Genomic DNA, 22,045 nt, shown 5'->3' on the forward strand with positions numbered 1-22,045 from the left:
TCAACAAGTAGTGATTTGGCTACAGTCTGGTCAAAGTAACAGGAGCTAAAATCACTACTTGTGTACCACTACCGCTAATTTAATATGGCTAATTTAGTTTTAAATTAGTAAAATTACCATGGCCTTCCCTTAGTGGATTGGTGCTACAGCTGTTTCAAATTAGGTGCATGACTACTAGACTGCATGACTACTAGACAGAGAACCTTAGGGGGGGTTGCTATGAAGATTATGGGGAAACCGGTATTAAAACCCAAGCGCAGCAATTATTCTAAGTACCAAGGACGGTGGAGCCGCCTAGAGGGCAAGATTTTCCCTCCTCAAGGCTCTAACCGAACAATCTCTCCTTCATTCCTCAACCGCAAATCTCTAGCTCAAGTCATGCCCTGGGGGGTAGCCATGTTGCTCTCCCCAACTGGGCTACCAGCAATAGCACAAATCACCTCAGCAGAAGACAGTGCAGGGACAATTGTAACTCCTAATGGTCAAAGCTTCGATATTACTGGTGGTAGCCTCTCTAGTGGCGATAAACCGAATCTGTTCCACAGTTTTGAGGAATTTGGACTCGATTCCGGTCAGATTGCCAATTTTATCTCTAATAATCCCCAGGTTAGGAATATTTTGGGACGAGTCGTAGGCGGTGATCCCTCAATTATTAATGGTCTAATTAAAATCACAAGCGGTGGCAGCCCTAACTTATACTTAATGAACCCAGCAGGAATTATTTTTGGGGCTGGTGCTCGAATAAATGTCCCTGCTTCCTTTACAGCAACCACAGCGACTGGGATTGGCTTTGAGGACGGGAATTGGTTTGATGCCTTTGGTGACAATAATAATTACCAGAACTTAATTGGTGACCCCACTAGCTTTGCCTTTGATTTAGCCCAACAAAGAAGTATCATTAACGCTGGTGAGCTGGAAGTGCCAGACAATAGCACTATCGCCTTGATCGGGGGTAGTGTGATTAACACTGGGCAAGTGAAGGCACCGGGAGGCAATATTACTATCGCTGCTGTACCAGGGGAAAGTCTGGTTAAGATTTCTCAATCTGGAAATTTGTTGAATCTAGAGATTGACCCCCCTCGTACACCAAATGGGCAACCATTAATTACCGCACTAGATATACCAGAGCTACTGACAGGACAAGCCCAAGGCATTGAGACGGGACTCAGTGCCAATTCCAATGGAACCGTGCAGCTGACAGATTCTGGCACCACAGTTCCCACTGAGACAGGAACAACCATTGTCTCGGGGACCCTAGATGTTTCCAGCCCAGAACTTAGGCGACGCAGTGTAACAGTATTAGGCGATCGCATTGCTGTAATTAATGCCACCATTGACTCTTCCGGCGGTAATGGTGGCCAGGTGTGGATTGGGAAGCACCCCCAAGACAATCCAGACAATGTAAATTTAAATGCCAATCGCACCTTTGTCAGCGGTGATTCCTTGATTAAGGCTGATGGAGAAGCGGCAGATAGAGACGGAGGTCGAGTTACTGTCTGGTCAGAGGAAACCACAGCATTCTATGGCGAGATTACTGCCCGTGGCGCTGGAGAGCAAACTTCATTGTCCCCATTGTCCCCAGATGCTGGGACAGTTGAGATATCTAGCCAACAGACTTTAATCTTTGATGGCACAAAAGTTGATGTCACCGCCCCTCTTGGTGAAAACGGCACGATTACATTCGACCACAATAACATTAGTATTGTACCTGGGACAGGGATTGCTGGTCAGCAGCTAGCAGATAATCCCCTTGGTTTTGATGTGATGGAAATTTTGTCGGGGGATGGGGGGACATCTGGCTTTACCCTTGGCGCGAATGCCCTAGAACAAGTTTTGGGCAACATTGTTCTGAATACTAGTAATGATATTACCGCCCCTAACGTGTCTCTGAACTTTTCTGGAGATATCACCATTAATGGCGTTAATGTCACTCTAGGTGATATCAAGACAAATGGGGGAGCGATTACAATCACAGCGTCTGAGGCTCTGAGCACAGAAGAGCTTAACTCATCAACAACAGTTGGCAAGGGAGGGGATGTTACCCTCGATGGCGATAATATTCAGGTTAGCTGGATCAATGCCCAAGGTGGTATTGATGGGAAAGGCGGCAATGTGGAAATTACCACAGAAGGTTTTTTTAGAGCCACTGGGACGTTTGACACCTTAATCGAGGGCAAAGAAACAGCAGTCAGCATTGCTACAGTTGGGGGAGATGGTGGAGGAAAAATCACCATCAGTCATGGGGGAAACGGGCAAACCCCCTTTGAGGTGGGAAATAGTATTACTAATGGTACAGAGGGAGCTATTTCTACAGGTGATTCTACCATTCTTCCACCAGAATCCTTTTTGACTTCAACGAGCTCAGATTCAGGTGATATAGAAATTAATACTGGGGAGCCATCTTCAAATGCGACTAGCGCAGGTCAAGCAATGGCTACCAATTTGTTGGGGAATTCTTCGACTAGCGCAGGTCAAGCAATGGCTACCAATTTGCTCGGTAATTCTTCGACTAGCGCAGGTCAAGCAATGGCTGAAGATGTGATTTCAAATTCGACTAGCCAAGGTCAAGCAATGGCTGAAGATGTGATTTCAAATTCGACTAGCCAAGGTCAAGCAATGGCTACCAATCCCTATTCAAATCCGGCTAATATATTCCCCAGTCGCCCTCAACTATATCAGTATTCCCTTGAATTCTTACCAATTCTTACTCAACCAAAGCCTCAGGCAATTGCTCCCAAAACAGAATACACTCAAATAAACCATAAAAATACTAAATTAGAACCTAATTATAATCTTAAAAACCTTGAGTTTGTTAATTTTCCCCCTAAATCGAATTTAATCAACATTTATTACAATCAACCAGCACCACAGACTATAGCAGAGATTACTAATACTAATAGTACTAATATTAGTCAATCACTGGCACAATCAGTCCCACAGCAAGTTACCAGTAAATCCTCTAAATCTACCCTAGAAGCTGAAGCTGATGTTAAACAACTTGAGGGAGGCTTTACCTATGCCTTTGAAAAACATCTAGGCATTAGCAACACTCCCATAGTCACCCTGGAAGAAGCCCAAGCCCACCTGCGCCAGATTGAAAATATTACTGGACTCAAACCAGCCCTAATTTACCTCTTCTTTAAACCAGAATTTAAACCGGAAACTACTAAGGGCAATCTAGTCAATTCTAAAGGATTGACGTCAACCAAACCGGAACGAGAGAGAACGGAAAATCGGCAAAAGACTAGGTCACACTGGCAAGAAAATCTCGATACACAGCTGGAATTACTAGTCGTTACGGCTTCGGGAGCAGTAATTCGAAAACAGGTGCAGGGAGCAACGCGATCGCAAGTTCTCTCTGTTGCTCGGGAATTCCACAGGAGTATCACCAATCTCGAAAGCGCAAATGTCTACCTACCCTTGGCTCAGCAGTTGTATCGTTGGTTGATTGATCCAGTAGAGCAGGAGCTAAAAGCCCAAAAAATAAATAATCTTGCCTTTATCATGGACGTTGGTTTGCGCTCCTTACCCATGGCAGCACTTCATGATGGCACTGGGTTTCTTGTAGAACGATATAGCCTTGGTTTGATGCCAACTCTATCATTAACCAACATGAACTATGTAGACATTAGGAAATTTCAAGTCTTGGCGATGGGAGCATCCCAGTTTAAGAACAAAAACCCATTACCAGCAGTTCCTGTAGAGTTATCGATGGTTACAGAACAACTGTGGTCAGGAAAGGCATTACTTAACGAAGCGTTCACCGTAGCAAATTTGATAAAAGCTCGTGCCTCACAACCCTTTGGTATCGTTCATTTGGCTACCCATAGTGAATTTTTAGCCGGTAAGCCAAGTAATTCCTACATCCAGCTGTGGGATACCAAGCTGCAACTTAACCAGTTGCCTAAACTAGGCTTAAGTAAGCCTAAGGTGGAGTTGTTGGTCTTAAGTGCCTGTCGTACTGCCTTAGGAGACGAGCAAGCCGAATTAGGATTTGCCGGTCTAGCAGTGCTAGCGGGGGTCAAGTCCGCATTGGGAAGTCTCTGGTATGTCAGCGATGAGGGTACCCTGGGGCTAATGACAACGTTTTACGAAAAATTACAGCAACTCCCAGTCAAAGCCGAGGCTATACGGAAAGCTCAGTTAAATTTGCTCAGGGGCACAGTACGTCTCGAGAGAGGGCAGTTGGTAACGGATCAGGGCAGTTTTCCTTTACCGCCAGCGTTAGCTAAGTTGCCAGATGTGGAGTTACGACATCCCTACTATTGGAGCGCTTTTACCCTAATTGGTAACCCTTGGTAATGTTTGATCCTGATTAACAACTCCTGCTACAGAATAGTTAAGCTGAATAATTTGACTGATAGTTATCCTGGTTTTTCCTTGATCCTTGATTGTCAACAAGTGAGAAACGAAACCTAGGTGGTGTCAACCATTCTGCACCACTTAAGGTTAGCATAGGTGGGAGTTGAACTGAAGTTTCATGGACTTAAAGGCAGGCACAGTCTTGCACAACGGCAAATATGTTCTTCATAGCCAGCTAGGCAAAGGTGTCTTTAGCATCACCTACCTAGCCATCAACGCTGAGTCTGGTCAAACCGTCGTGATCAAAACCCTCAGCGACAATCTGTGCCACCATCCCCATGGTGACCAGTTCAAGCGGCAATTTCTTGCCCTTGGTAGGCTCTTGAGCGGCTGTCAGCATCAGCATTTAGTCAGGGTAATCGAATCCTTTGAAGCTGACGGACGACCTTACCTAGTCATGGAATATATTCCGGGGCAGAGGTTAGCTGAACTCATCCAAGCCAATTTGGTTCCAGAAGCTCAAGCTATTGCATACATTCGTCAAATTGGCGATGCCCTTAGTATCTTACATCAAAAGGGTTTGCTGCATCTAGATGTTAGACCAGAAAATATCATTCTGCGTCAAGATACCGATACACTAGTGCTATGTGAGTTTGGTATTACTAGTCAACTCACCCTAGGAGTCAGGCAAACCCACGCCAGTTTAATTGCTGCTGGGTATAGCGCCCCGGAACAGTACATTTCTAAAGGGCAACTTTCCCAGGCAACCGATGTCTATTCCTTAACCGCAACCTTTTACTGCTTGCTTACTGGAAACCCACCCCTACCTGCACCAGTCAGGGAAGTATTGCATGCCCAGGAAGGTTTCTATATTCTTTTCCTGCCGGACTTACCACCATGTCCACAAAACCTAACTCCAGTAGTTAAACAAGCAGTCTGGCGTGGCTTGCACATGGTCACCAATCAACGTCCTAAAACTGTAGAAGCTTGGTTATCGCTGCTGCCAACTCAGGAAAAAGTGCCTCAAAGCAGTTCTCAGTTGAAAGTGCTGAGTCCTCAGCAAAAGTCATTAATTGCCCCAAAACTGAGCATTAAGACCTCAAAACTGAGCACTCAGACTTCAAAACTGAGCACTCAGACCTCAAAACTGAGCACTCAGACCTTAGCTGTTCTCAAAACTGTCCACGCCAAGCTCAAAACTCAAACCTCAAAACTCAAAACTACCAAAGCTGGATTCCCACTGAAAGCCCTACTGATGACCGGTGCCCTTGCCGCCTCAGCCGGATTAGGATTTGGTTTCGCACTGCGAATTAACTCTCAAAAAGAACCTGGTTCTACCATCTTCCACACCGATCAATCCTTCCCTCCTCGCAGCAATTGGCCTTTGTCAGAACCCCAACTCTGAAACACTTTCAACCTGATCAAGGTGCTTTATTCATATTCATACTTCCACAGGACTTACAGCACACTGGCCACCAAACGCACTTAATAATTAGTAGGGCTACGAAGGAAAAGTTACTGCCTAAGTCCTGTGAGATTTAAATACATAAAATGATATAATATGTGATTTTTAAATTATAACGACATGGGATATTGCACAAACTGAGGATATACGAGGCAAGCAACTGGATTTGAATTAAGTCATAATCCTGGGCAAGTACGTTATAATTTGTTACGTAAGCTAAAGAAACTTATCAATGAGTAACTCTGTAATTCATGCCTTTTTTCTGGGTAGGGCTGCAGCTCAAGCCATTAATCGGCAGCTCGAGGATGCTCTAACCAATGCCCTGAGTGAGTTAGGCAAGTTTGATGCTGAGCAGCGTGAGCGACTGCGGCAGTTTACCGAGCAGGTAATAGAAAGTGCCAATCGCGAAGCCGGAGCAGAAGCTGATTCTACTATTAGTAGTAAAACAGCTAGTAACACAGCTAGTAACACAGGGAAAACAGGATCGAAGCCAGCTGATCTGCAAGCCATGATTGATGAGCTGCGAGCAGAAATTGCCAGCTTGCGTACTGAATTAAAAAACTATGGCAAGCAATCTTGATAAGATTTATCGTTACTACCCTAGATTATCTACAGAAGTGAGTAGTTTCGACATAATTTTTAATAACCTGCTATTTTTTTGATAAAAACCTTACAGAGAAATCCGAGTGTCTGCTCTTTCTCAAAACTCTATTAACCTTACAATAAATCAGGAACGCAATGTGTCTAGCCAAAGTTCTATAGGTAAGCAATACAGCGAAAAAGCTTATCGGTGGAATCAAGAAAATTACTCCCGTCAAAGGCGTTTTATTGATATTTGGCGTTTTGTTTTAACCCTCATCACTGGGTTGTGGCTTGATGGTAAACCTTGGAGTTATCGGGGAGGATATACAGAGCAAAAGCACGCATATAGACGCAAAACACAAGCTATCTGGATTCGAGATACATTCTTAGATCTAGGACCAACGTTTATCAAAGTTGGACAGTTATTCTCCACCCGTGCCGATTTATTCCCTAGTGAGTATGTAGAAGAACTGAGCAAACTACAAGACCGGGTTCCTGCCTTTAGTTACGAGCAAGTTGAGCAGATCATCCAGGAAGATTTAGGCAAGCCCATCAAGGAACTGTTCAGTGCTTTTGACCCAATTCCTCTGGCGGCGGCTAGCTTAGGGCAAGTTCACAAAGCTCAACTTCGCAGTGGTGAAGAGGTAGCGATTAAGGTCCAAAGACCAGGCTTAAAAAAACTGTTTACCATTGATTTAAAAATTCTCAAGGGGATCGCCTATTACTTTCAAAACCATCCAGACTGGGGGCGTGGTCGGGACTGGAGCGGGATTTATGAAGAGTGCTGTCGTATTCTTTGGGAAGAAATTGATTATCTTAATGAAGGCCGAAACGCAGATACGTTTCGCCGCAACTTCCGCAACTATGACTGGGTGAAGGTACCCCGTATCTACTGGCGCTATACCTCATCACGAGTTTTGACCCTAGAATTTTTACCAGGGATTAAGATTAGTAGTTACGAAGCTCTAGAAGCAGCTGGTCTAGACCGCAAATTAATCGCTCGTCTGGGAGCAGAAGCTTACCTACAGCAGTTGCTAAATGATGGCTTCTTCCATGCTGACCCCCATCCAGGAAATATTGCGGTTAGTCATCAGGGTTCCCTGATCTTTTACGACTTTGGCATGATGGGGCAGATTAAGGCCAATGTGCGCGAGCAACTTATGGAAACCCTGTTTGGCATTGCCCAAAAAGACGGCGACCGAGTGGTGACTTCCCTAATTGAATTGGGTGCGCTCTCACCAGTGAGTGATATGGGACCGGTAAGGCGCTCAGTTCAGTACATGCTGGATAATTTCATGGATAAGCCCTTTGAGGATCAATCGATCACTAACATCAGCGATGACCTCTACGAAATTGCCTATGGCCAGCCTTTTCGATTCCCAGCAACCTTCACATTTGTGATGCGAGCCTTTTCTACACTGGAAGGAGTGGGTAAAGGCTTAGACCCCGAATTTAATTTTATGGAAGTTGCAAAACCCTTCGCACTAGAGATTATGACCAACGGCAACACTCCCGACAACAATAGCTTTATTAATGAACTGGGACGCCAAGCCGCACAGATGAGTAGTACAGCATTAGGTTTGCCCCAACGCATTGAAAGTACTATTGAAAAATTAGAAAGAGGAGACCTGCGCATTCGAGTGCGCTCTATTGAATCAGACCGGGTTTTACGACGGCTGAGTGGTATTCAGTTGGGAACCAACTATACTTTATTAATCAGTGCCTTCACCCTTTCGGCTACTATATTATTTGTCAATGGTAATGTCGTACTAGCCTTAGTAGTCGTTTTGGTGGCAGCTATGTTAGGATTTGCCTTAATTAGGTTGCTCCGACGGCTTGACCGGTTTGATCGCATGTTTTAGTTGTTGTAAAGTCGTAATAGCTCCTTATCCCACGATCTATCCACCGTAGTAGCAAGTACTAGGAGGGAAAATCGTTGGATGTTTCGGCATTTATCCGGACATTGTTGGACATTTCCTTAATTCAACTGAATCAGGTCGATAATAATCATGTTTCTATCCATCAAAATCAAACTGAAGCTCACAGACGAGCAGAAAGCATCAAGCCAGTAAACAACCGATGTGATGAAAAGTTGCTTCGCCGGTATTACAGATCCGGGCTTACTACGTACAGTTAACCAAGATGACTACTACATAGACCCGGACGGTCGCTTCTTTATTGTTGCCGACGGCATGGGTGGTCATGCCGGTGGACAAGAGGCAAGTAAAATCGCCACTGAGGCGATTAAGACTTATTTGAATAAAGATTGGAACTCTCAAACTCCTTCTGATGAGTTACTAGAACAAGCGATCTATCAGGCCAATCAGGCTATCCTCAACGATCAGCAAACTCATCCAGAACGGTCAGATATGGGAACCACTGCCGTAGTGGTGATGTTCCGTCAAGACCAGTGTTGGTTTTCTCATGTAGGAGATTCTCGCCTCTATCGGTTCCGAAATTCTAAGTTAGAGAAGATTACAGAAGACCACACCTGGGTAGCCAGAGCCGTTAAGTTGGGAGAACTAACAGCTAAACAGGCTCGGATGCATCCCTGGCGTCATGTTCTGTCTCAATGTCTAGGCAGAAAGGACTTACCTAAAGTCAATGTCTATCGGATAGAAGTTAAATTATGCGATCGCCTTTTGCTTTGTAGCGATGGACTCACCGAAGAACTTTCCGATGAATTGATTGCTTCCTCTCTCCAAGATAGTTCAAGTATTGAGCAGGCTCTGGATATCCTTGTTGAAGCAGCTAAAGAAGAAGGCGGTAGGGATAACATTACTGTGGTTATTGTAGAGATTGGGGAAAGGATGAATGGTGTTGGGTGAAAAGTGTTGGGTGAAGGTGCGTTATTAACACACCCTACAGGTAGAGTTACTTCGTAAATACAGCTTGGATATACCAGTTACTAGCACTGAGGTAAAACAGAAAGCTCGCTCGCTGGGCTTTCATAAGGTCGGAATTGCAGCTGTGGATGTTGATCATCATGACTCAGCAGAGCAAAACTTGAAGGCTTGGCTAGCGTTAGGGTATCAAGCAGACATGGCTTGGATGGCAAATCCTCGACGCTTGGGTATTCGTGGCTGTATGCCAGAGGTGAAGTCGGTAATTTGTGTTGCTCTCAACTACTACACCCCTCACCAGCGTCCCGAAAACCCTGAGTATGGGAAAATCTCCCGTTACGGTTGGGGCAGAGATTACCACAAGGTCATGCATAAAAAATTGAAGGAATTGACCTTTTGGTTACAAGCACAAGCAGAAGAAATCCAGGTGCGTTACTATGCTGATACAGGGCCAGTACAAGATAAAGTCTGGGCGCAGCGCTCAGGTATTGGTTGGATTGCTAAAAATGGTAATGTAATTACGCGGGAGTATGGCAGTTGGGTATTTTTAGGGGAAGTGTTGACTAACCTAGCCTTGACCCCAGATACCCCTCACACTTCACACTGTGGTAGCTGTACCCGCTGTATTCAAGCCTGCCCAACGGGTGCTATTACCAAACCGTTTGTCGTTGATGCCAACCGCTGCATCGCTTATCATACCATTGAGAATCGGGCTGAAAACTTGCCGGAATCGATTAAACCCCATTTAGAAGGCTGGGTTGCTGGTTGCGACATCTGTCAAGATGTTTGCCCCTGGAACCAACGTTTTGCTAAAGAAACTGATGTGGTAGAGTTTCAGCCCTACCCTTGGAATGTGGCTCCTCGACTCACAGAATTAGCTACTATATCTGATCAGGAGTGGAATCGACGGTTTCCAGCTTCTGCGCTGCGGCGTATTAAGCCAAATATGCTACGGCGCAATGCCCAAGCTAATATTGATGCATCTCAAAAATCGGTTGACTAGTCTGACTAGTCATTGATTACTTCGGTGGCGGGTGGCGAATTGCGAATTGCGAATTGTTAATTGTTAATTGCTCAATGAGTGTAAAAGTAATTCTTTTTGATTTTGATGGGACTCTGGCTGATACCCTTACTGCCATTGTCAAGATTAGTAATAGCTTAGCGGGAGAATTTGGATATCAGCCCACATCAGCTGAAAAATTGGAGCAAGTTAGACATTTAAGCTCTAGGGAAATTATTAAGCAATCGGGTATTTCGAGGTTTATAATCCCGTTTTTGTTGAAAAAAGTCCAAAAAATCTTACGCGAAGATATTCAAAGTTTAACTCCTATTCCTGGAATAATAGACGTTTTAAACGATTTGAAATATGAAGGTTACCAATTAGGGATATTGACATCTAACTCGGCAGAAAACGTTAACCTTTTCCTGGAAAATAATTCTTGGGTAAAGCTTTTTGATTTTGTTGACTCAGGCAGTCCCATCTTTGGAAAAGAAAAAGTTATTCGTAAATTCCTAAAAAAACATAATTTAAATCCTGGTGATGTGATCTATGTGGGAGATGAAACTAGGGATATTGAGGCAGCTAAGAAAAATACTATTAAAGTAGTTGCTGTCAGTTGGGGATTTAATTATAAAGAAGTCCTAGCTCAATACAAACCAGATTTTTTGATCGACGAACCCCAGGATTTATATGAAGTAGTATCTAATTTAGATCAATCAAAAGTTAAATCAAAAGTAGTTTGTTATTAGTAATTATTTACTGGTTACTTATTACTTGTTAATTTACCAATGACAATTTTATCTCAGCCGATTTTAAATCACATCTTGAACTACTACCAATAGTCCGCCAGGGATGAAAATCCCACCGCGAGTAAATCAAGTCCTCTCAAGAGGACTAAATGCTTGTTAGATCAAGCTTTAAGTCTATATATAGCCAATCCAATAGATTGTATAAAGCCAGGTTATATAAGAATTGGATTGGCTTGTATTATCGTTTTTTTATCTGAATTATAGATTAGTTTACCCATCAATTGATACCGTAACCAGCTATAGCTCAAAAGACTATGGTCAAGTAACAATGCTTACTGCTGTTAATCATATACTGATCATTTTGTCAACTTCTATAAATCTCCACTACACCTGACACCCAGTCTTAACCGACAAGCTTGGTGCGTAAGTCCTGAAATTAACCAATTGCCGTTGTTGGATAAAAGTTGAATTAAATCGTCAATTTAAGCTGAAAAACTCAATTTGAGTGGAAAATAGGAATATAGAGCAGGATTAGCGAAGAGCAACGTGAAATATTTCTTTTTATCGGAAGGCTGGATAGTCGGGCGCGTTTGGGAGTTTGGAGGTCTTTGGAACGAAAACGCTTGGCGACGCCTGCCAGAAATTAAGCAAATTAACCTTTCTATCCTAGAGCAAGGAGAAAAATTGTGGCTCTATCAGGTTGAAGACCTTGTGGTTATGGTTGAAGTCAAACCCATGGCTAACACCTCACCTGAGTCAGCAAAAACTATTGGTCAAGTTGTCCTAAAACGCTTGATCACTGCTGAGCAAGTTATCGAGCGCTTAGCGATGACACATACTGAAATCATGGTAGGGGGCAAAGGTTAACTGGTACAGGGAAAAGGCACCAGGGAACAAGGAAAAAGAGGGAGAAGAGGGTAAGGATAAGGAATGATGAAGAAGTTATACTTTTGATTGCGACTTGTGATCAAAGTTATAGCTAGGGTTAGCAATTAATCAAAAAACCCTAGCCATAGGATTGAACCCTAATACCGAGTTGTAATACCGAGTGGCATATCAATAGCCCTTTGATCCCCAGCTTTCGCGAACTCCAGACTCTGCCCCCTCTTCCCCCTCCCCTCTTAAGTGCTGTAGGTGATATCGTTTGAACTCAACTCGACTGGGCATAAGTTCTAGCCTTGTGCCTTTTTCCATATACCTTTTTCATGTTGATTTGTGTCCGACTATTACTAATCAGTAAAGAGGCTACCGGACTGAATTTGACAATTTTTAGGTTTTAGAAGCTATATTGCTTAAATTTAGGCAAATACAACGGAAATTTGACCAATATAGCTGGTTAAGCGCTTCCGACCCTAACCTGAGAACATGACCGTTCGCTTGCAATCGGCTCTAACAATAGTTACACTTCTTTAAACAAACTTTAGTTTCATACATACTTTGTCCTACCTAAGTTGCCAATGGCAAAATCTAGGGCGGCTACCAAAGTAGCGATACAGTTAGGTTCACACCTAACCAAGGTCGGTCGGAGAGTGTTAAAGCTCTCCAAACAGTGTCAAATTTGAGAAATCATACCGTAAGCGTTGTCAGATCAGGTTTTTAACCCCTCGAACAACGTGACTCTTAGAATCCCCTGTGTTTCAAGCGGGGGAGACTTCAAGGGGATTTCTAACATATTGATCAAAAGAAGCGTCGAAGTAAAAACTCTATATTAGGAGGAGCGTAGTCAATGGGACTACCCTGGTACCGAGTACACACGGTCGTCCTGAATGATCCAGGACGTCTGCTAGCTGTGCACTTGATGCATACAGCCCTGGTGGCAGGCTGGGCTGGTTCAATGGCCCTGTACGAATTGGCAATTTTTGATCCGAGTGACCCGGTTCTTAACCCTATGTGGCGTCAGGGGATGTTCGTCATGCCCTTTATGGCTCGTCTAGGGGTTACTGATTCCTGGGGGGGCTGGAGTATCACTGGTGAAACTGTAACCAATGCGGGCTTATGGTCTTTTGAAGGTGTCGCTGCAACTCATATTATCCTTTCTGGTTTATTGTTCCTGGCTGCCGTATGGCACTGGGTTTACTGGGATTTAGATGTGTTCAGAGACCCACGGAGTGGCGACCCAGCTCTCGATTTGCCAAAAATTTTTGGCATTCACCTGTTCTTATCTGGTTTACTCTGCTTTGGCTTTGGTGCCTTTCACTTGACTGGGCTTTGGGGGCCTGGGATGTGGGTATCTGATGCTTATGGTCTCACTGGTAGTGTTCAAGCGATCGCACCAGAATGGGGACCAGCAGGCTTTAACCCCTATAACCCTGGAGGTATTGTCGCTCACCATATCGCTGCTGGTGTTGTTGGGGTTATTGCTGGTTTATTCCACTTAACAGTACGACCACCAGAGCGCTTGTTTAAAGCTCTACGGATGGGGAATATCGAAACGGTACTCTCCAGCAGTATCGCCGCTGTGTTTTTTGCTGCATTTGTAGTAGCAGGCACCATGTGGTACGGCAGTGCTGCTACCCCAATTGAACTGTTTGGTCCAACTCGCTATCAGTGGGATCAGGGGTATTTCCAACAGGAAATTAACCAACGGGTACAAGCTGAATTGGCTGATGGTGCTAGCTTGTCAGAAGCTTGGTCATCGATTCCAGAGAAGCTGGCATTCTATGACTATATCGGCAACTCCCCTGCCAAAGGTGGTTTGTTCCGTACAGGTCCGATGGACAAAGGGGATGGCATTGCTGAAGGTTGGCTAGGTCATGCGGTGTTCACAGACAGTGAAGGTCGGGAGCTGACCGTTCGTCGGATGCCGAACTTCTTTGAAACCTTCCCGATCATTTTGACCGATGCTAATGGTGTAGTTCGTGCGGACATACCTTTCCGACGGGCTGAATCTAGGTATAGTTTCGAGCAAGCTGGTGTCACTGCTAGCTTCTACGGTGGAGTTCTTGATGGTCAAACCTTTACTGACCCCTTCGATGTGAAGCAATACGCTCGTACTGCTCAGCTGGGTGAGGGCTTTGAATTTGACCGCGAAACCCTAAACTCTGATGGTGTATTCCGCACTAGTACTCGGGGTTGGTTCACCTTTGGTCATGCTGTCTTTGCACTGTTGTTCTTCTTTGGGCACATCTGGCATGGCTCACGCACTCTCTATCGAGATGTGTTTGCTGGTGTCGATCCTGACCTAGAGGAAGAGCAAGTCGAGTGGGGCTTCTTCCAGAAGCTTGGTGATAAGACTACCCGTAGGACAGAGCCTATCTAGAGGTTAAATCTCTCCTATCACAGTTTGACTCAAAAGCAAAAGGCAGAAGAAAAGAAATTTTTCTTTTGCCTTTTTGCTATTTCTGTGGTCCATGCAAGGTAGACTGATAAGTGAGGAGATAATCAGGAATTATAGCTATGGAATCAGTTGCTTATATCTTAATCTTGACCTTAGCCCTAGGCACCCTATTTTTTGCCATTGCTTTTCGGGAACCCCCTAAGATTGGGAAGTAGTTTACCTCGATTTCTCAGATCGAAATTCAACAGTTCTGTGGATGCTCTGAGCCGCAATAGCCTGTCATGAGCCTATAGGATATAGGTAAGTGGACAGGTATATATCGGCTCATCTTCCATCTAATTGTTAGACTTGTTATTTTGAAAGTATCGACTCTTAGGGCGTTCCAAATATCTGCCGCCAATCAGTCCACTCAGCAAGAAAAAAAATTATCTTATGCGATGCCCCTCTTGTCACCACACCGAGAGCCGCGTTCTTGAGTCTCGTTCTACTGAGGCAGGAAAAAGTGTGAGGCGACGCCGGGAGTGTTTGGGATGCAAACATCGCTTCACGACATATGAGCGGATCGAATTTGTGCCAATAACTGTGATCAAGCGGGATGGCAAGCGGGAATCATTTGACCGTTCCAAGTTGTTACGAGGAATTATACGTGCTTGTGAAAAAACAGGCATTCTCCAAAAACGCCTAGAAGCATTGGTTGATGAGATTGAAGCAGAATTGCAACAGCGATTTGGTCGGGAAGTCATCAGTCACGAAATTGGTGAGTTAGTCTTGCGCTACCTACGTTCGGAGAGTGAAGTGGCTTATGTACGCTTTGCTTCGGTCTATGGAAAATTTCAAGGGATTAGAGATTTTGTCACTACCCTAGAGGATCTCCAACAGGAAGATTTACCAATGGAAATCCCCCAGGTTCCGCCAACCCCCTCAGATCATGTAGAAGAAATAAAGACATCGACTTCGGTGTAATTGATCAGATGTTTGTTCATGGTTGACGGTTGATGGTTGACTCTCAAACCTACAAGGTCAACTAGTGGTCTCGTGTCCAGTTGTATGGTTACCATTTGTAGAGATGTTCCAGGCAAGGTCTCTACAGGAGGAAGGATTAAGAAACAAACCAGCGTGAGGTTTGGAAACCCGATCTAGGCAAGAGCAGGTTACCGATGCTACCGGACTTAATATGAGTTTCTTACAGCTAAAGCCAGATTTTAGGGAGCTAGACTAGAAAGTGAAAGAATTTTCAACTCAAGGGCGTGAATTCTATTGAAGCCTAACTAGGTTTACCCAGGAGTTGAGTCAAGGCAAGACCAAAGAGCAAACAGCCATGAAGAAACGTTTCTGGATGAGAGCATGGATGGCTAATGCAGAGGTAAACACCTCTCCACATCCGCTGGCAAATCCTTCGGTTAGATTACAGCAACCTCAGGAAAACCGCAAGTTAGTCAAATTCTGGCGTATTGCTGCCAGTTTGCTCCTTTGGCAAGGGGTGATACTGGGTACCCCAGCCCAAGCACAGCTTAAAGAAGAGAAATCTCTAACCTATAGTGAGCTATTAAAGAAAGTTAAAAATAGGGAAGTCACTAAAATAGAAATCGATGAAGCCACTAAGATTGCTAAAGTTAGCCTAAAGGAGGCCAAGGAGAATGAACCTCCTCAACGAGTTGCTTTGTTCGATCAAAACTCCTTGCTACTCAAGGAACTCCGTCAACAGAATGTTCCCACTGAAATTAAGCGCTCTGCGGATAACTCAGCCGCTTTAGGTCTAATTGCCAACTTATTTTTGCTTCTGTTGTTACTAGCAGGCTTGATGATGATCCTGCGACGCTCTGCGAGTAATTCTGGTCAAGCCTTAAACTTTGGCAAATCCCGAGCACGGTTTCAGATGGAAGCCAAAACCGGGGTTCTGTTTGATGATGTAGCAGGTATTCAAGAAGCTAAAGAGGAATTGCAAGAAGTCGTCACATTCCTCAAACAACCAGAACGCTTTACTGCTGTTGGAGCACGCATCCCGAAAGGTGTGCTGCTAGTGGGTCCTCCAGGAACTGGTAAAACTCTGTTAGCCAAAGCGATCGCTGGTGAAGCAGGAGTTCCCTTCTTTAGCATCTCTGGTTCCGAATTCGTGGAAATGTTTGTGGGTGTTGGTGCCTCCCGTGTTCGTGACTTGTTCAGAAAAGCCAAAGAAAATGCCCCTTGCTTGGTCTTCATTGATGAAATTGATGCGGTAGGACGGCAACGGGGAGCAGGGATTGGCGGTGGAAACGATGAGCGGGAGCAAACCCTTAACCAATTGCTCACGGAAATGGATGGGTTTGAAGGGAACACAGGTATTATTATTATTGCTGCCACTAATCGCCCAGATGTCCTGGATGCTGCACTATTACGTCCTGGACGCTTTGACAGACAAGTCATTGTGGATTACCCTGACTACAAAGGCAGGAATAACATTCTGGAAGTCCACGCTCGCAACAAAAAGATTGACCCTGAGGTTTGTCTAGAAACTGTTGCTAAGCGTACCCCTGGGTTTACTGGTGCTGACTTAGCCAACCTACTCAACGAAGCGGCAATCCTGACTGCTCGCCGCCGCAAAGATGCTATCACTATGCTCGAGATCAATGATGCTATTGACCGGGTGGTGGCTGGGATGGAAGGCACTCCTCTAGTGGACAGCAAGAATAAGCGATTAATTGCCTACCATGAAGTAGGACATGCTGTAATTTCTACCCTCCTACCGGATCACGACCCGGTACAGAAAGTAACCCTAATTCCCCGAGGGCAAGCCCGTGGTTTGACCTGGTTTATTCCTGATGAAGAACAAGGTTTGATTACTCGGGCTCAACTCAAAGCCCAAATCACTGCTACTTTAGGGGGTAGAGCGGCAGAAGAAGAAATTTTTGGTGAGGCTGAAGTTACGACTGGTGCTGTTGGGGACTTGCGACAAGTTACCTCACGAGCACGGCAGATGGTAACCCGCTTTGGAATGAGTGATTTGGGTCCTCTGTCCTTAGAAGACCCAGGGGGAGAAGTCTTTCTAGGGGGTAATGTGATTAATAGGGCTGAGTACTCAGAGAAAATTGCTGCCCACATTGATGCCCAGGTTCGCACAATTGTGCAGCATTGCCATGGCCATGCTCGTCAATTAATCCGGGAAAATCGGGTAATAATTGACCGATTAGTAGACCTGTTGATAGATCAAGAAACTATCGAAGGAGACCAGTTACGCAGAATTATAGAAGAACACACCCAGATGCACAAGGAACAATTGGTAGTTTCGTAGTTTGCACTAAAAAGATCAAAGGCATGCATGTTTGAAATATGTTAATGGTTAATGGCCATTAACCATTAACATTTGTCCCAATCAAGCTCGTGTTTTATACATTGCCCGCAGCACCTGGGCTGGGTCAACGTATTGCTTGCCATACTTCAATCCCCAGTGCAGATGAGGACCGGTGGTACGACCAGTCATCCCTACTCGACCGATTCTGGCTCCAGAAGGCAACAGTTGGCCTTCCTTGATCTGAATGCCACCGGAGTTGTCAATTAAATAGCGAGTACCTCCATTTTTAACTGCGTATCCTTTCATGTGACAGTAGATGTGCTGCCACTTGCCTGATTGGATAGTTATTGAGGTGCCGCAAGCAGTACCATCAGAAATTTTAATAACCTTACCACTCCACCAGTTACGAATATAGCTTCCTTCAGGGGCAGCTATGTCTAAACCTCGGTGAAATTCCCATCCAGAACCTCTAGGAGAGGGTCGGTAACCGAAGCCAGAGGTGTAGCCCCGGAAGTTTTCTACGGGAAAGGAACCCCCTTTGGCAAAACTTCTTACTCCGGCTACCAAGGTTGAGGGAGGTTCTGATGCAGTTACTCGCTGGCTGGGGAAACTCGAATGGGTACTTAAACCGATTAAACTCGTTAAACTCAGTCCAGCGAAAATTAGAAGCCTTGATAAATAACCACTGCGCATTAGTTCTAGTCTGGCTTTAGCTAGTTAGGGGTCTTTCCATTTATATCCCTCCAGATCACCTGCGAGCAGCAGGGTGTTTGGGGTTTTTGGGATATTTATCAAAATCTTGAGTTTTGTTAAGATACCTGAATAAGCTAATACAAATTTAACTTGCACAATTTAAGGATTGAATTTTTTATTAAGGGTTGACGGTTAAATGTAAACTGTTTAACTTGATCGCTTTAGTGTTAACTATTAACGGTTAACACTAAAGCGATCAAGTTAAATAAAGCAGTTAAATCTTGGTTAACTTAGTGATTAACAAAACTCGCGGAATTCCCCACCTTCTTTAAAGGTGTTGAAGTTACCGTAAGGATAGGGTCGCCAAAATCGGCAAAGTTTTAACCAAAGGTGCGCTTTCCGTAGGCGAATTAAATTCGCCACGGGTCTTGAAGTTACCGTAAGTGTAGTGGAGCCTTAATACAATAGTTTTAACCATGCATCCTCATAGCCAATCACCTATAAAGGCTCCACTACACCCTTGGCGCGCGTCTGGGGCACCTCTTTTACGCATAATCGACTAACCCTAAAGGCGACCCTAACAATCAGGTTTCATCTCTGGGATGGATAGCCAGACGAGGACTTGTTGCGAATCGTGTTAGAATATAATTGGTCGATGACCCGCCTGACTGACTAAAAGGCTACCTTAAAGGTGTAAAAGTACTAGCAGAGCTCAGGGAAGAGACAAGCCCCAGCTGGTTGACCATAGAGTCGTAATTCCAAGGTGAGTCTGTCGAAAAGAACTATACGTCTGCGGAAGGCGGATGTCTGCCTGTGGACGCTGAGTAAGACCTTTCATCAGCAGGCGCGCTTTCCAATGGCCGGGTTCCCCGGCCATTGGAAAGCGCCTCTGGTTGAGGCGTCGGCGGATGAAGCGGGAAACCCTATTGACGAATAAGACCGTCCCTGATTTGAGTTGAGATTGGAAGCCCCAGCCTCAGCGAAGCAGGCTGGGGTACTTCACCTTGCCCCAGCCTACCCTATGCGTGAACTGATGCTGACTGAATTTTTACCCTTCCGATTTGAGGTGGATACTACCGCGATCGCAGGAGCATCTTTGTGGTCTCTAGCGCTATATTTAAGCCTCTCGTCCTTGAGGCAATGGATTATGGAGCAATTGAACCGCTGGTTTAACTTTGCTGAGGGATTATTTTACATGTCGGCTGAGGAATTTGAACGAACCAGCAAGGTCAGAGAATCTCAAAACGCTTTCTATGCGTCAGTTGTCAGTATTGTGCCTTTTTTAGTCATTGGTGCAGTTTGTAACTACGCCGTCGAAATTAGCCTGGGACACAGTTGGGCAATCAGTATTGGGATTATTGCTTGCATGAGCTGTGGTGTGTATGAATTAGGGCGTCAGTCTGGGAATTGAATTTAGGTAGTCATTGCTCATTTTCGGGCGCGTTCGCGCAGCGTGACCATTCCCGTAGCGTGACCATTCCCGTAGCGTGGCCTTTTGGCCAAGGCCAAGGCCAATCCCATAGTCTCAATCATACTCTCAGTGACTAATCTGGTATCCTGGTCTTGCTCAGGGCATCGTGATCCTGTTGAGTTTTAACTAGAGTTTCTAGATGAGGCAGATTTGCGGTCGGAGTATCGGCTAATGCTTCAGCAGTACTTTGATTCCCTTAGACCTCTCCAAAAACTTGAAAGTATCTCAGGCACTGCTTTTCAGCGCTCAAATTGACCAATTCAATTTTACGTTGAATTAACGCTATAATAGGCTTAACCAGCTATTGATGTTAATTTATCACCAAAACTATGAGCATAAACAACCTCAATTGTTTCAGCACTTTCAGACGCTTTTGTTACTTGTAATACTAAGGATCCTGTTCTCAATCTTACCAAACCACATATTGTCAAAATTACCCCAGAATATTTATTATAATTTAGGCGAAACCTTTCTCCCGCTATTTTAAAAATTTTTACCAACCTAATCACATGTTCTACAAATATTCTGTTTGAAGATAATAGCTTGTTATATTTCTTTTGGTGTGAGGTTAACTCACCATTTCTTGGTTTTTTATGGGGAGTTCTTATTTGTTCTTCTCCTAGATAAGCTTTGTCACCACTCAGTCTTTGCTTATCATCAAATTTTTTTAAACTTTCCCGACAAATATTTATGTCACTTTTGGGGCCTGGTTTACCGACCACTACATCTACAATATCTTCCCCTTTTGGCAACACAATAAATTGATTTTTAAATGTATGGTTTTTCTTCTTGCCAGAATAGAAGGATTTTTGTTGATCATAGTCTGAAGGTCTTTCTCTGACTTGTTCTGCGCTATCTACTATTAACTCATACTCAGTTAAGGCTTCTCGAATTATATCCTCGGATTCTTGGCACTTTTTTACTTGTTCTAACAAAGAAGCTGGTAGAGCTTCCCTGAAAAGAGATTGCCAGTAGTTAAAAGTAGAGTTTGCTTTAGATTCACTCACCTGGAAGTGTAGTCCGAGAAGTTGAAAGTTTATGTGATGTCGTAAGTAAATTAATGTCAAGACTATTTGGTCTTCAATTGATAATTTTTGTCCAGCACCTCCCCCAGGCTTTATTAGCCGGACTTTTTGATTTTCAATTTTTTCTTGATGTTGACGATGTAATAACTTGGCTTGTTCTATCAGTTGAGATAGTTGCTCATAATTTATTCCTACCAATCTTTTTGTTTGTTTAGGATTTTTCTGGATGTAATCCCAAGTATAGCTCATGGTTTTTGAGGTTGATAAAAGTGGTAAATTTTATCTTATTTTACCATAAATTTGTTTTTTGGAGAGGTCTCTTGTTGATCTCGTTCCAACATTCTCAACCAATCCAAAAATTCACTGGTACCTGGTATTTTTTGCCAATTTCTCAATTCCCGCAGTTCCCCAAATTTTTGGATAGCTGCTTCGGATAGGCGTGTAATCTCAGTTTTAAAATGACTCTGGATAATCTGTTTTAGGGTAGCATTTTCTGGAAATTTAAGGTAGTAAAATAAGCAACGACGTAGGAAGGGTTTTGGCAATTCTTTTTGCCTATTACTGGTGATAATAATTAACGGTAAAAAATATATTCGTTCTTCTTTGGTTTTACCTTTTAAAGCATCAAAACGAACGTTTAGTACTTCTTTAATTTGGAATTGCAATCGCTCCAATTCTAAGAGCAAGTCATTAGGTAAATCCCGATCCGCTTTATCAATTTCATCAATTAGAACCACGGAAGGAATGTCATTTTGTGATTGCTGAATTGCCTCGCCCAATTCTCCTAAGTTAACATAATTTCTGCGGTACAAAGGTTGCCTGGGATTACCTGCAGTTTGACGTTCCTGAATGTCATACAACCGACCTATGGCATCATAATCATAAAGTAAATCCTGGGCTCGACTGGTAGAGCGGATGTAGCAGCTGTAGAGGGGATAACCCAGTTCATAGGCAACCGCATAAGCTAATCGCGTTTTCCCGCAGCCTGGGTCACCTTCTAATAATAAAGGACGACGCAGGTAGAGAGCAGTATTAACTGCATCTGCCAAAGCCTTAGAAGCAATGTAAGGTTCTGGCTCTTGCCATGCACCAGGAAGCGGTTTGTAGCGACACTTACCGTCACCTGTGTACTTTCTTCTCCCTAAGTCATCCATAGCACCTTATACGAATTCACTAAAATAATTCTAGAAATAAGATAACAGGAATAAAAAGAAATAACTTGATCAATAATATGTTCGCGATCGCCCAAGGATTACAGTATTATACTTGTGGCTTAATCAGGTAAATAGCACGTAAGGATTCAGCTCTCAGCCTTGGCCAAAGGCCAACGGCTGAATGCTTACAATAGCACTAGGTACGTCGTTAGTGTA

The 22,045-nt window shown here is 44.1% G+C and carries 16 protein-coding genes; 13 read left to right on the forward strand and 3 right to left on the reverse strand.

The window, feature by feature from the left end; all coding sequences use genetic code 11:
• Positions 1–183: 183 nt before the first annotated feature.
• The 12 genes from F6K53_RS03405 to ftsH all read left to right on the forward strand — a co-directional run bounded on the left by F6K53_RS03405 (position 184) and on the right by ftsH (position 17,486).
• Positions 184–4,302, forward strand: coding sequence for a CHAT domain-containing protein (locus tag F6K53_RS03405; protein ID WP_293065069.1), 4,119 nt, complete (start codon positions 184–186; stop codon positions 4,300–4,302).
• A 178-nt stretch (positions 4,303–4,480) separates the two neighbouring features.
• Positions 4,481–5,707, forward strand: a complete 1,227-nt coding sequence (locus F6K53_RS03410) for a serine/threonine-protein kinase (protein WP_293065067.1) — start codon at positions 4,481–4,483, stop codon at positions 5,705–5,707.
• Positions 5,708–5,999: 292 nt separating this feature from the next.
• Entirely contained in the window at positions 6,000–6,347 is a 348-nt protein-coding gene (locus F6K53_RS03415) for a DUF6825 family protein (RefSeq protein WP_293065065.1), read from the forward strand.
• A gap of 160 nt (positions 6,348–6,507) precedes the next feature.
• Positions 6,508–8,211, forward strand: coding sequence for an AarF/ABC1/UbiB kinase family protein (locus tag F6K53_RS03420; protein WP_366511323.1), 1,704 nt, complete (start codon positions 6,508–6,510; stop codon positions 8,209–8,211).
• Positions 8,212–8,433: 222 nt separating this feature from the next.
• Positions 8,434–9,177 carry a Stp1/IreP family PP2C-type Ser/Thr phosphatase gene (locus F6K53_RS03425; protein ID WP_293018357.1) on the forward strand — a complete coding sequence of 248 codons (744 nt, stop codon included), beginning with the start codon at positions 8,434–8,436 and terminating at the stop codon, positions 9,175–9,177.
• Positions 9,178–9,241: 64 nt separating this feature from the next.
• Positions 9,242–10,195 carry a tRNA epoxyqueuosine(34) reductase QueG gene (queG, locus tag F6K53_RS03430; RefSeq protein WP_293079903.1) on the forward strand — a complete coding sequence of 318 codons (954 nt, stop codon included), beginning with the start codon at positions 9,242–9,244 and terminating at the stop codon, positions 10,193–10,195.
• Positions 10,196–10,269: 74 nt separating this feature from the next.
• Positions 10,270–10,941, forward strand: coding sequence for an HAD-IA family hydrolase (locus F6K53_RS03435; RefSeq protein ID WP_293079906.1), 672 nt, complete (start codon positions 10,270–10,272; stop codon positions 10,939–10,941).
• A gap of 546 nt (positions 10,942–11,487) precedes the next feature.
• The gene (locus F6K53_RS03440) at positions 11,488–11,808 is read left to right on the forward strand and encodes a hypothetical protein (RefSeq protein ID WP_293038276.1); all 321 of its coding nucleotides are present in this window, start codon (positions 11,488–11,490) and stop codon (positions 11,806–11,808) included.
• Positions 11,809–12,667: 859 nt separating this feature from the next.
• Positions 12,668–14,200 carry a photosystem II chlorophyll-binding protein CP47 gene (gene psbB, locus F6K53_RS03445; RefSeq protein ID WP_293079909.1) on the forward strand — a complete coding sequence of 511 codons (1,533 nt, stop codon included), beginning with the start codon at positions 12,668–12,670 and terminating at the stop codon, positions 14,198–14,200.
• A 137-nt stretch (positions 14,201–14,337) separates the two neighbouring features.
• Entirely contained in the window at positions 14,338–14,433 is a 96-nt protein-coding gene (locus F6K53_RS03450; RefSeq protein WP_008180851.1) for a photosystem II reaction center protein T, read from the forward strand.
• 217 nt (positions 14,434–14,650) lie between these two features.
• Complete coding sequence (nrdR, locus tag F6K53_RS03455; RefSeq protein WP_293028577.1) at positions 14,651–15,181, forward strand: transcriptional regulator NrdR; 531 nt, start codon at positions 14,651–14,653, stop codon at positions 15,179–15,181.
• A gap of 322 nt (positions 15,182–15,503) precedes the next feature.
• Positions 15,504–17,486 (forward strand): ATP-dependent zinc metalloprotease FtsH, encoded by a 1,983-nt coding sequence (gene ftsH / locus F6K53_RS03460; protein WP_366511322.1) that lies wholly within the window; start codon positions 15,504–15,506, stop codon positions 17,484–17,486.
• An 81-nt stretch (positions 17,487–17,567) separates the two neighbouring features.
• Here ftsH and F6K53_RS03465 read toward each other — a convergent pair whose 3' ends face one another.
• Complete coding sequence (locus F6K53_RS03465; RefSeq protein WP_293038267.1) at positions 17,568–18,179, reverse strand: M23 family metallopeptidase; 612 nt, start codon at positions 18,177–18,179, stop codon at positions 17,568–17,570.
• Between the two features lie 1,033 nt (positions 18,180–19,212).
• Between F6K53_RS03465 and F6K53_RS03470 the strand changes: the two genes are divergently transcribed.
• Complete coding sequence (locus F6K53_RS03470; RefSeq protein WP_293028594.1) at positions 19,213–19,590, forward strand: hypothetical protein; 378 nt, start codon at positions 19,213–19,215, stop codon at positions 19,588–19,590.
• A 353-nt stretch (positions 19,591–19,943) separates the two neighbouring features.
• Here the strand turns inward: F6K53_RS03470 and F6K53_RS03475 are convergent, their stop codons facing one another.
• Together F6K53_RS03475 and F6K53_RS03480 are read right to left on the reverse strand one after the other, a co-directional pair.
• Complete coding sequence (locus F6K53_RS03475; RefSeq protein ID WP_293070260.1) at positions 19,944–20,924, reverse strand: transposase family protein; 981 nt, start codon at positions 20,922–20,924, stop codon at positions 19,944–19,946.
• 35 nt (positions 20,925–20,959) lie between these two features.
• Positions 20,960–21,829 (reverse strand): MoxR family ATPase, encoded by an 870-nt coding sequence (locus tag F6K53_RS03480; protein WP_293070262.1) that lies wholly within the window; start codon positions 21,827–21,829, stop codon positions 20,960–20,962.
• Between the last annotated feature and the right edge of the window lie 216 nt (positions 21,830–22,045).

The organism is Moorena sp. SIO4A1 (genome assembly GCF_010672065.1).
Taxonomy (GTDB): Bacteria; Cyanobacteriota; Cyanobacteriia; order Cyanobacteriales; family Coleofasciculaceae; genus Moorena.

Excerpts from the sequence above, each read along its gene's own strand:
- F6K53_RS03405 (WP_293065069.1), top strand. The coding sequence starts at position 184 with ATGACTACTAGACAGAGAACCTTAGGGGGGGTTGCTATGAAGATTATG.
- F6K53_RS03410 (WP_293065067.1), top strand. The coding sequence starts at position 4,481 with ATGGACTTAAAGGCAGGCACAGTCTTGCACAACGGCAAATATGTTCTT.
- F6K53_RS03415 (WP_293065065.1), top strand. The coding sequence starts at position 6,000 with ATGAGTAACTCTGTAATTCATGCCTTTTTTCTGGGTAGGGCTGCAGCT.
- F6K53_RS03425 (WP_293018357.1), top strand. The coding sequence starts at position 8,434 with ATGAAAAGTTGCTTCGCCGGTATTACAGATCCGGGCTTACTACGTACA.
- F6K53_RS03435 (WP_293079906.1), top strand. The coding sequence starts at position 10,270 with ATGAGTGTAAAAGTAATTCTTTTTGATTTTGATGGGACTCTGGCTGAT.
- psbB (WP_293079909.1), top strand. The coding sequence starts at position 12,668 with ATGGGACTACCCTGGTACCGAGTACACACGGTCGTCCTGAATGATCCA.
- F6K53_RS03450 (WP_008180851.1), top strand. The coding sequence starts at position 14,338 with ATGGAATCAGTTGCTTATATCTTAATCTTGACCTTAGCCCTAGGCACC.
- nrdR (WP_293028577.1), top strand. The coding sequence starts at position 14,651 with ATGCGATGCCCCTCTTGTCACCACACCGAGAGCCGCGTTCTTGAGTCT.
- F6K53_RS03465 (WP_293038267.1), bottom strand. The coding sequence starts at position 18,179 with ATGCGCAGTGGTTATTTATCAAGGCTTCTAATTTTCGCTGGACTGAGT.
- F6K53_RS03470 (WP_293028594.1), top strand. The coding sequence starts at position 19,213 with ATGCTGACTGAATTTTTACCCTTCCGATTTGAGGTGGATACTACCGCG.
- F6K53_RS03475 (WP_293070260.1), bottom strand. The coding sequence starts at position 20,924 with ATGAGCTATACTTGGGATTACATCCAGAAAAATCCTAAACAAACAAAA.
- F6K53_RS03480 (WP_293070262.1), bottom strand. The coding sequence starts at position 21,829 with ATGGATGACTTAGGGAGAAGAAAGTACACAGGTGACGGTAAGTGTCGC.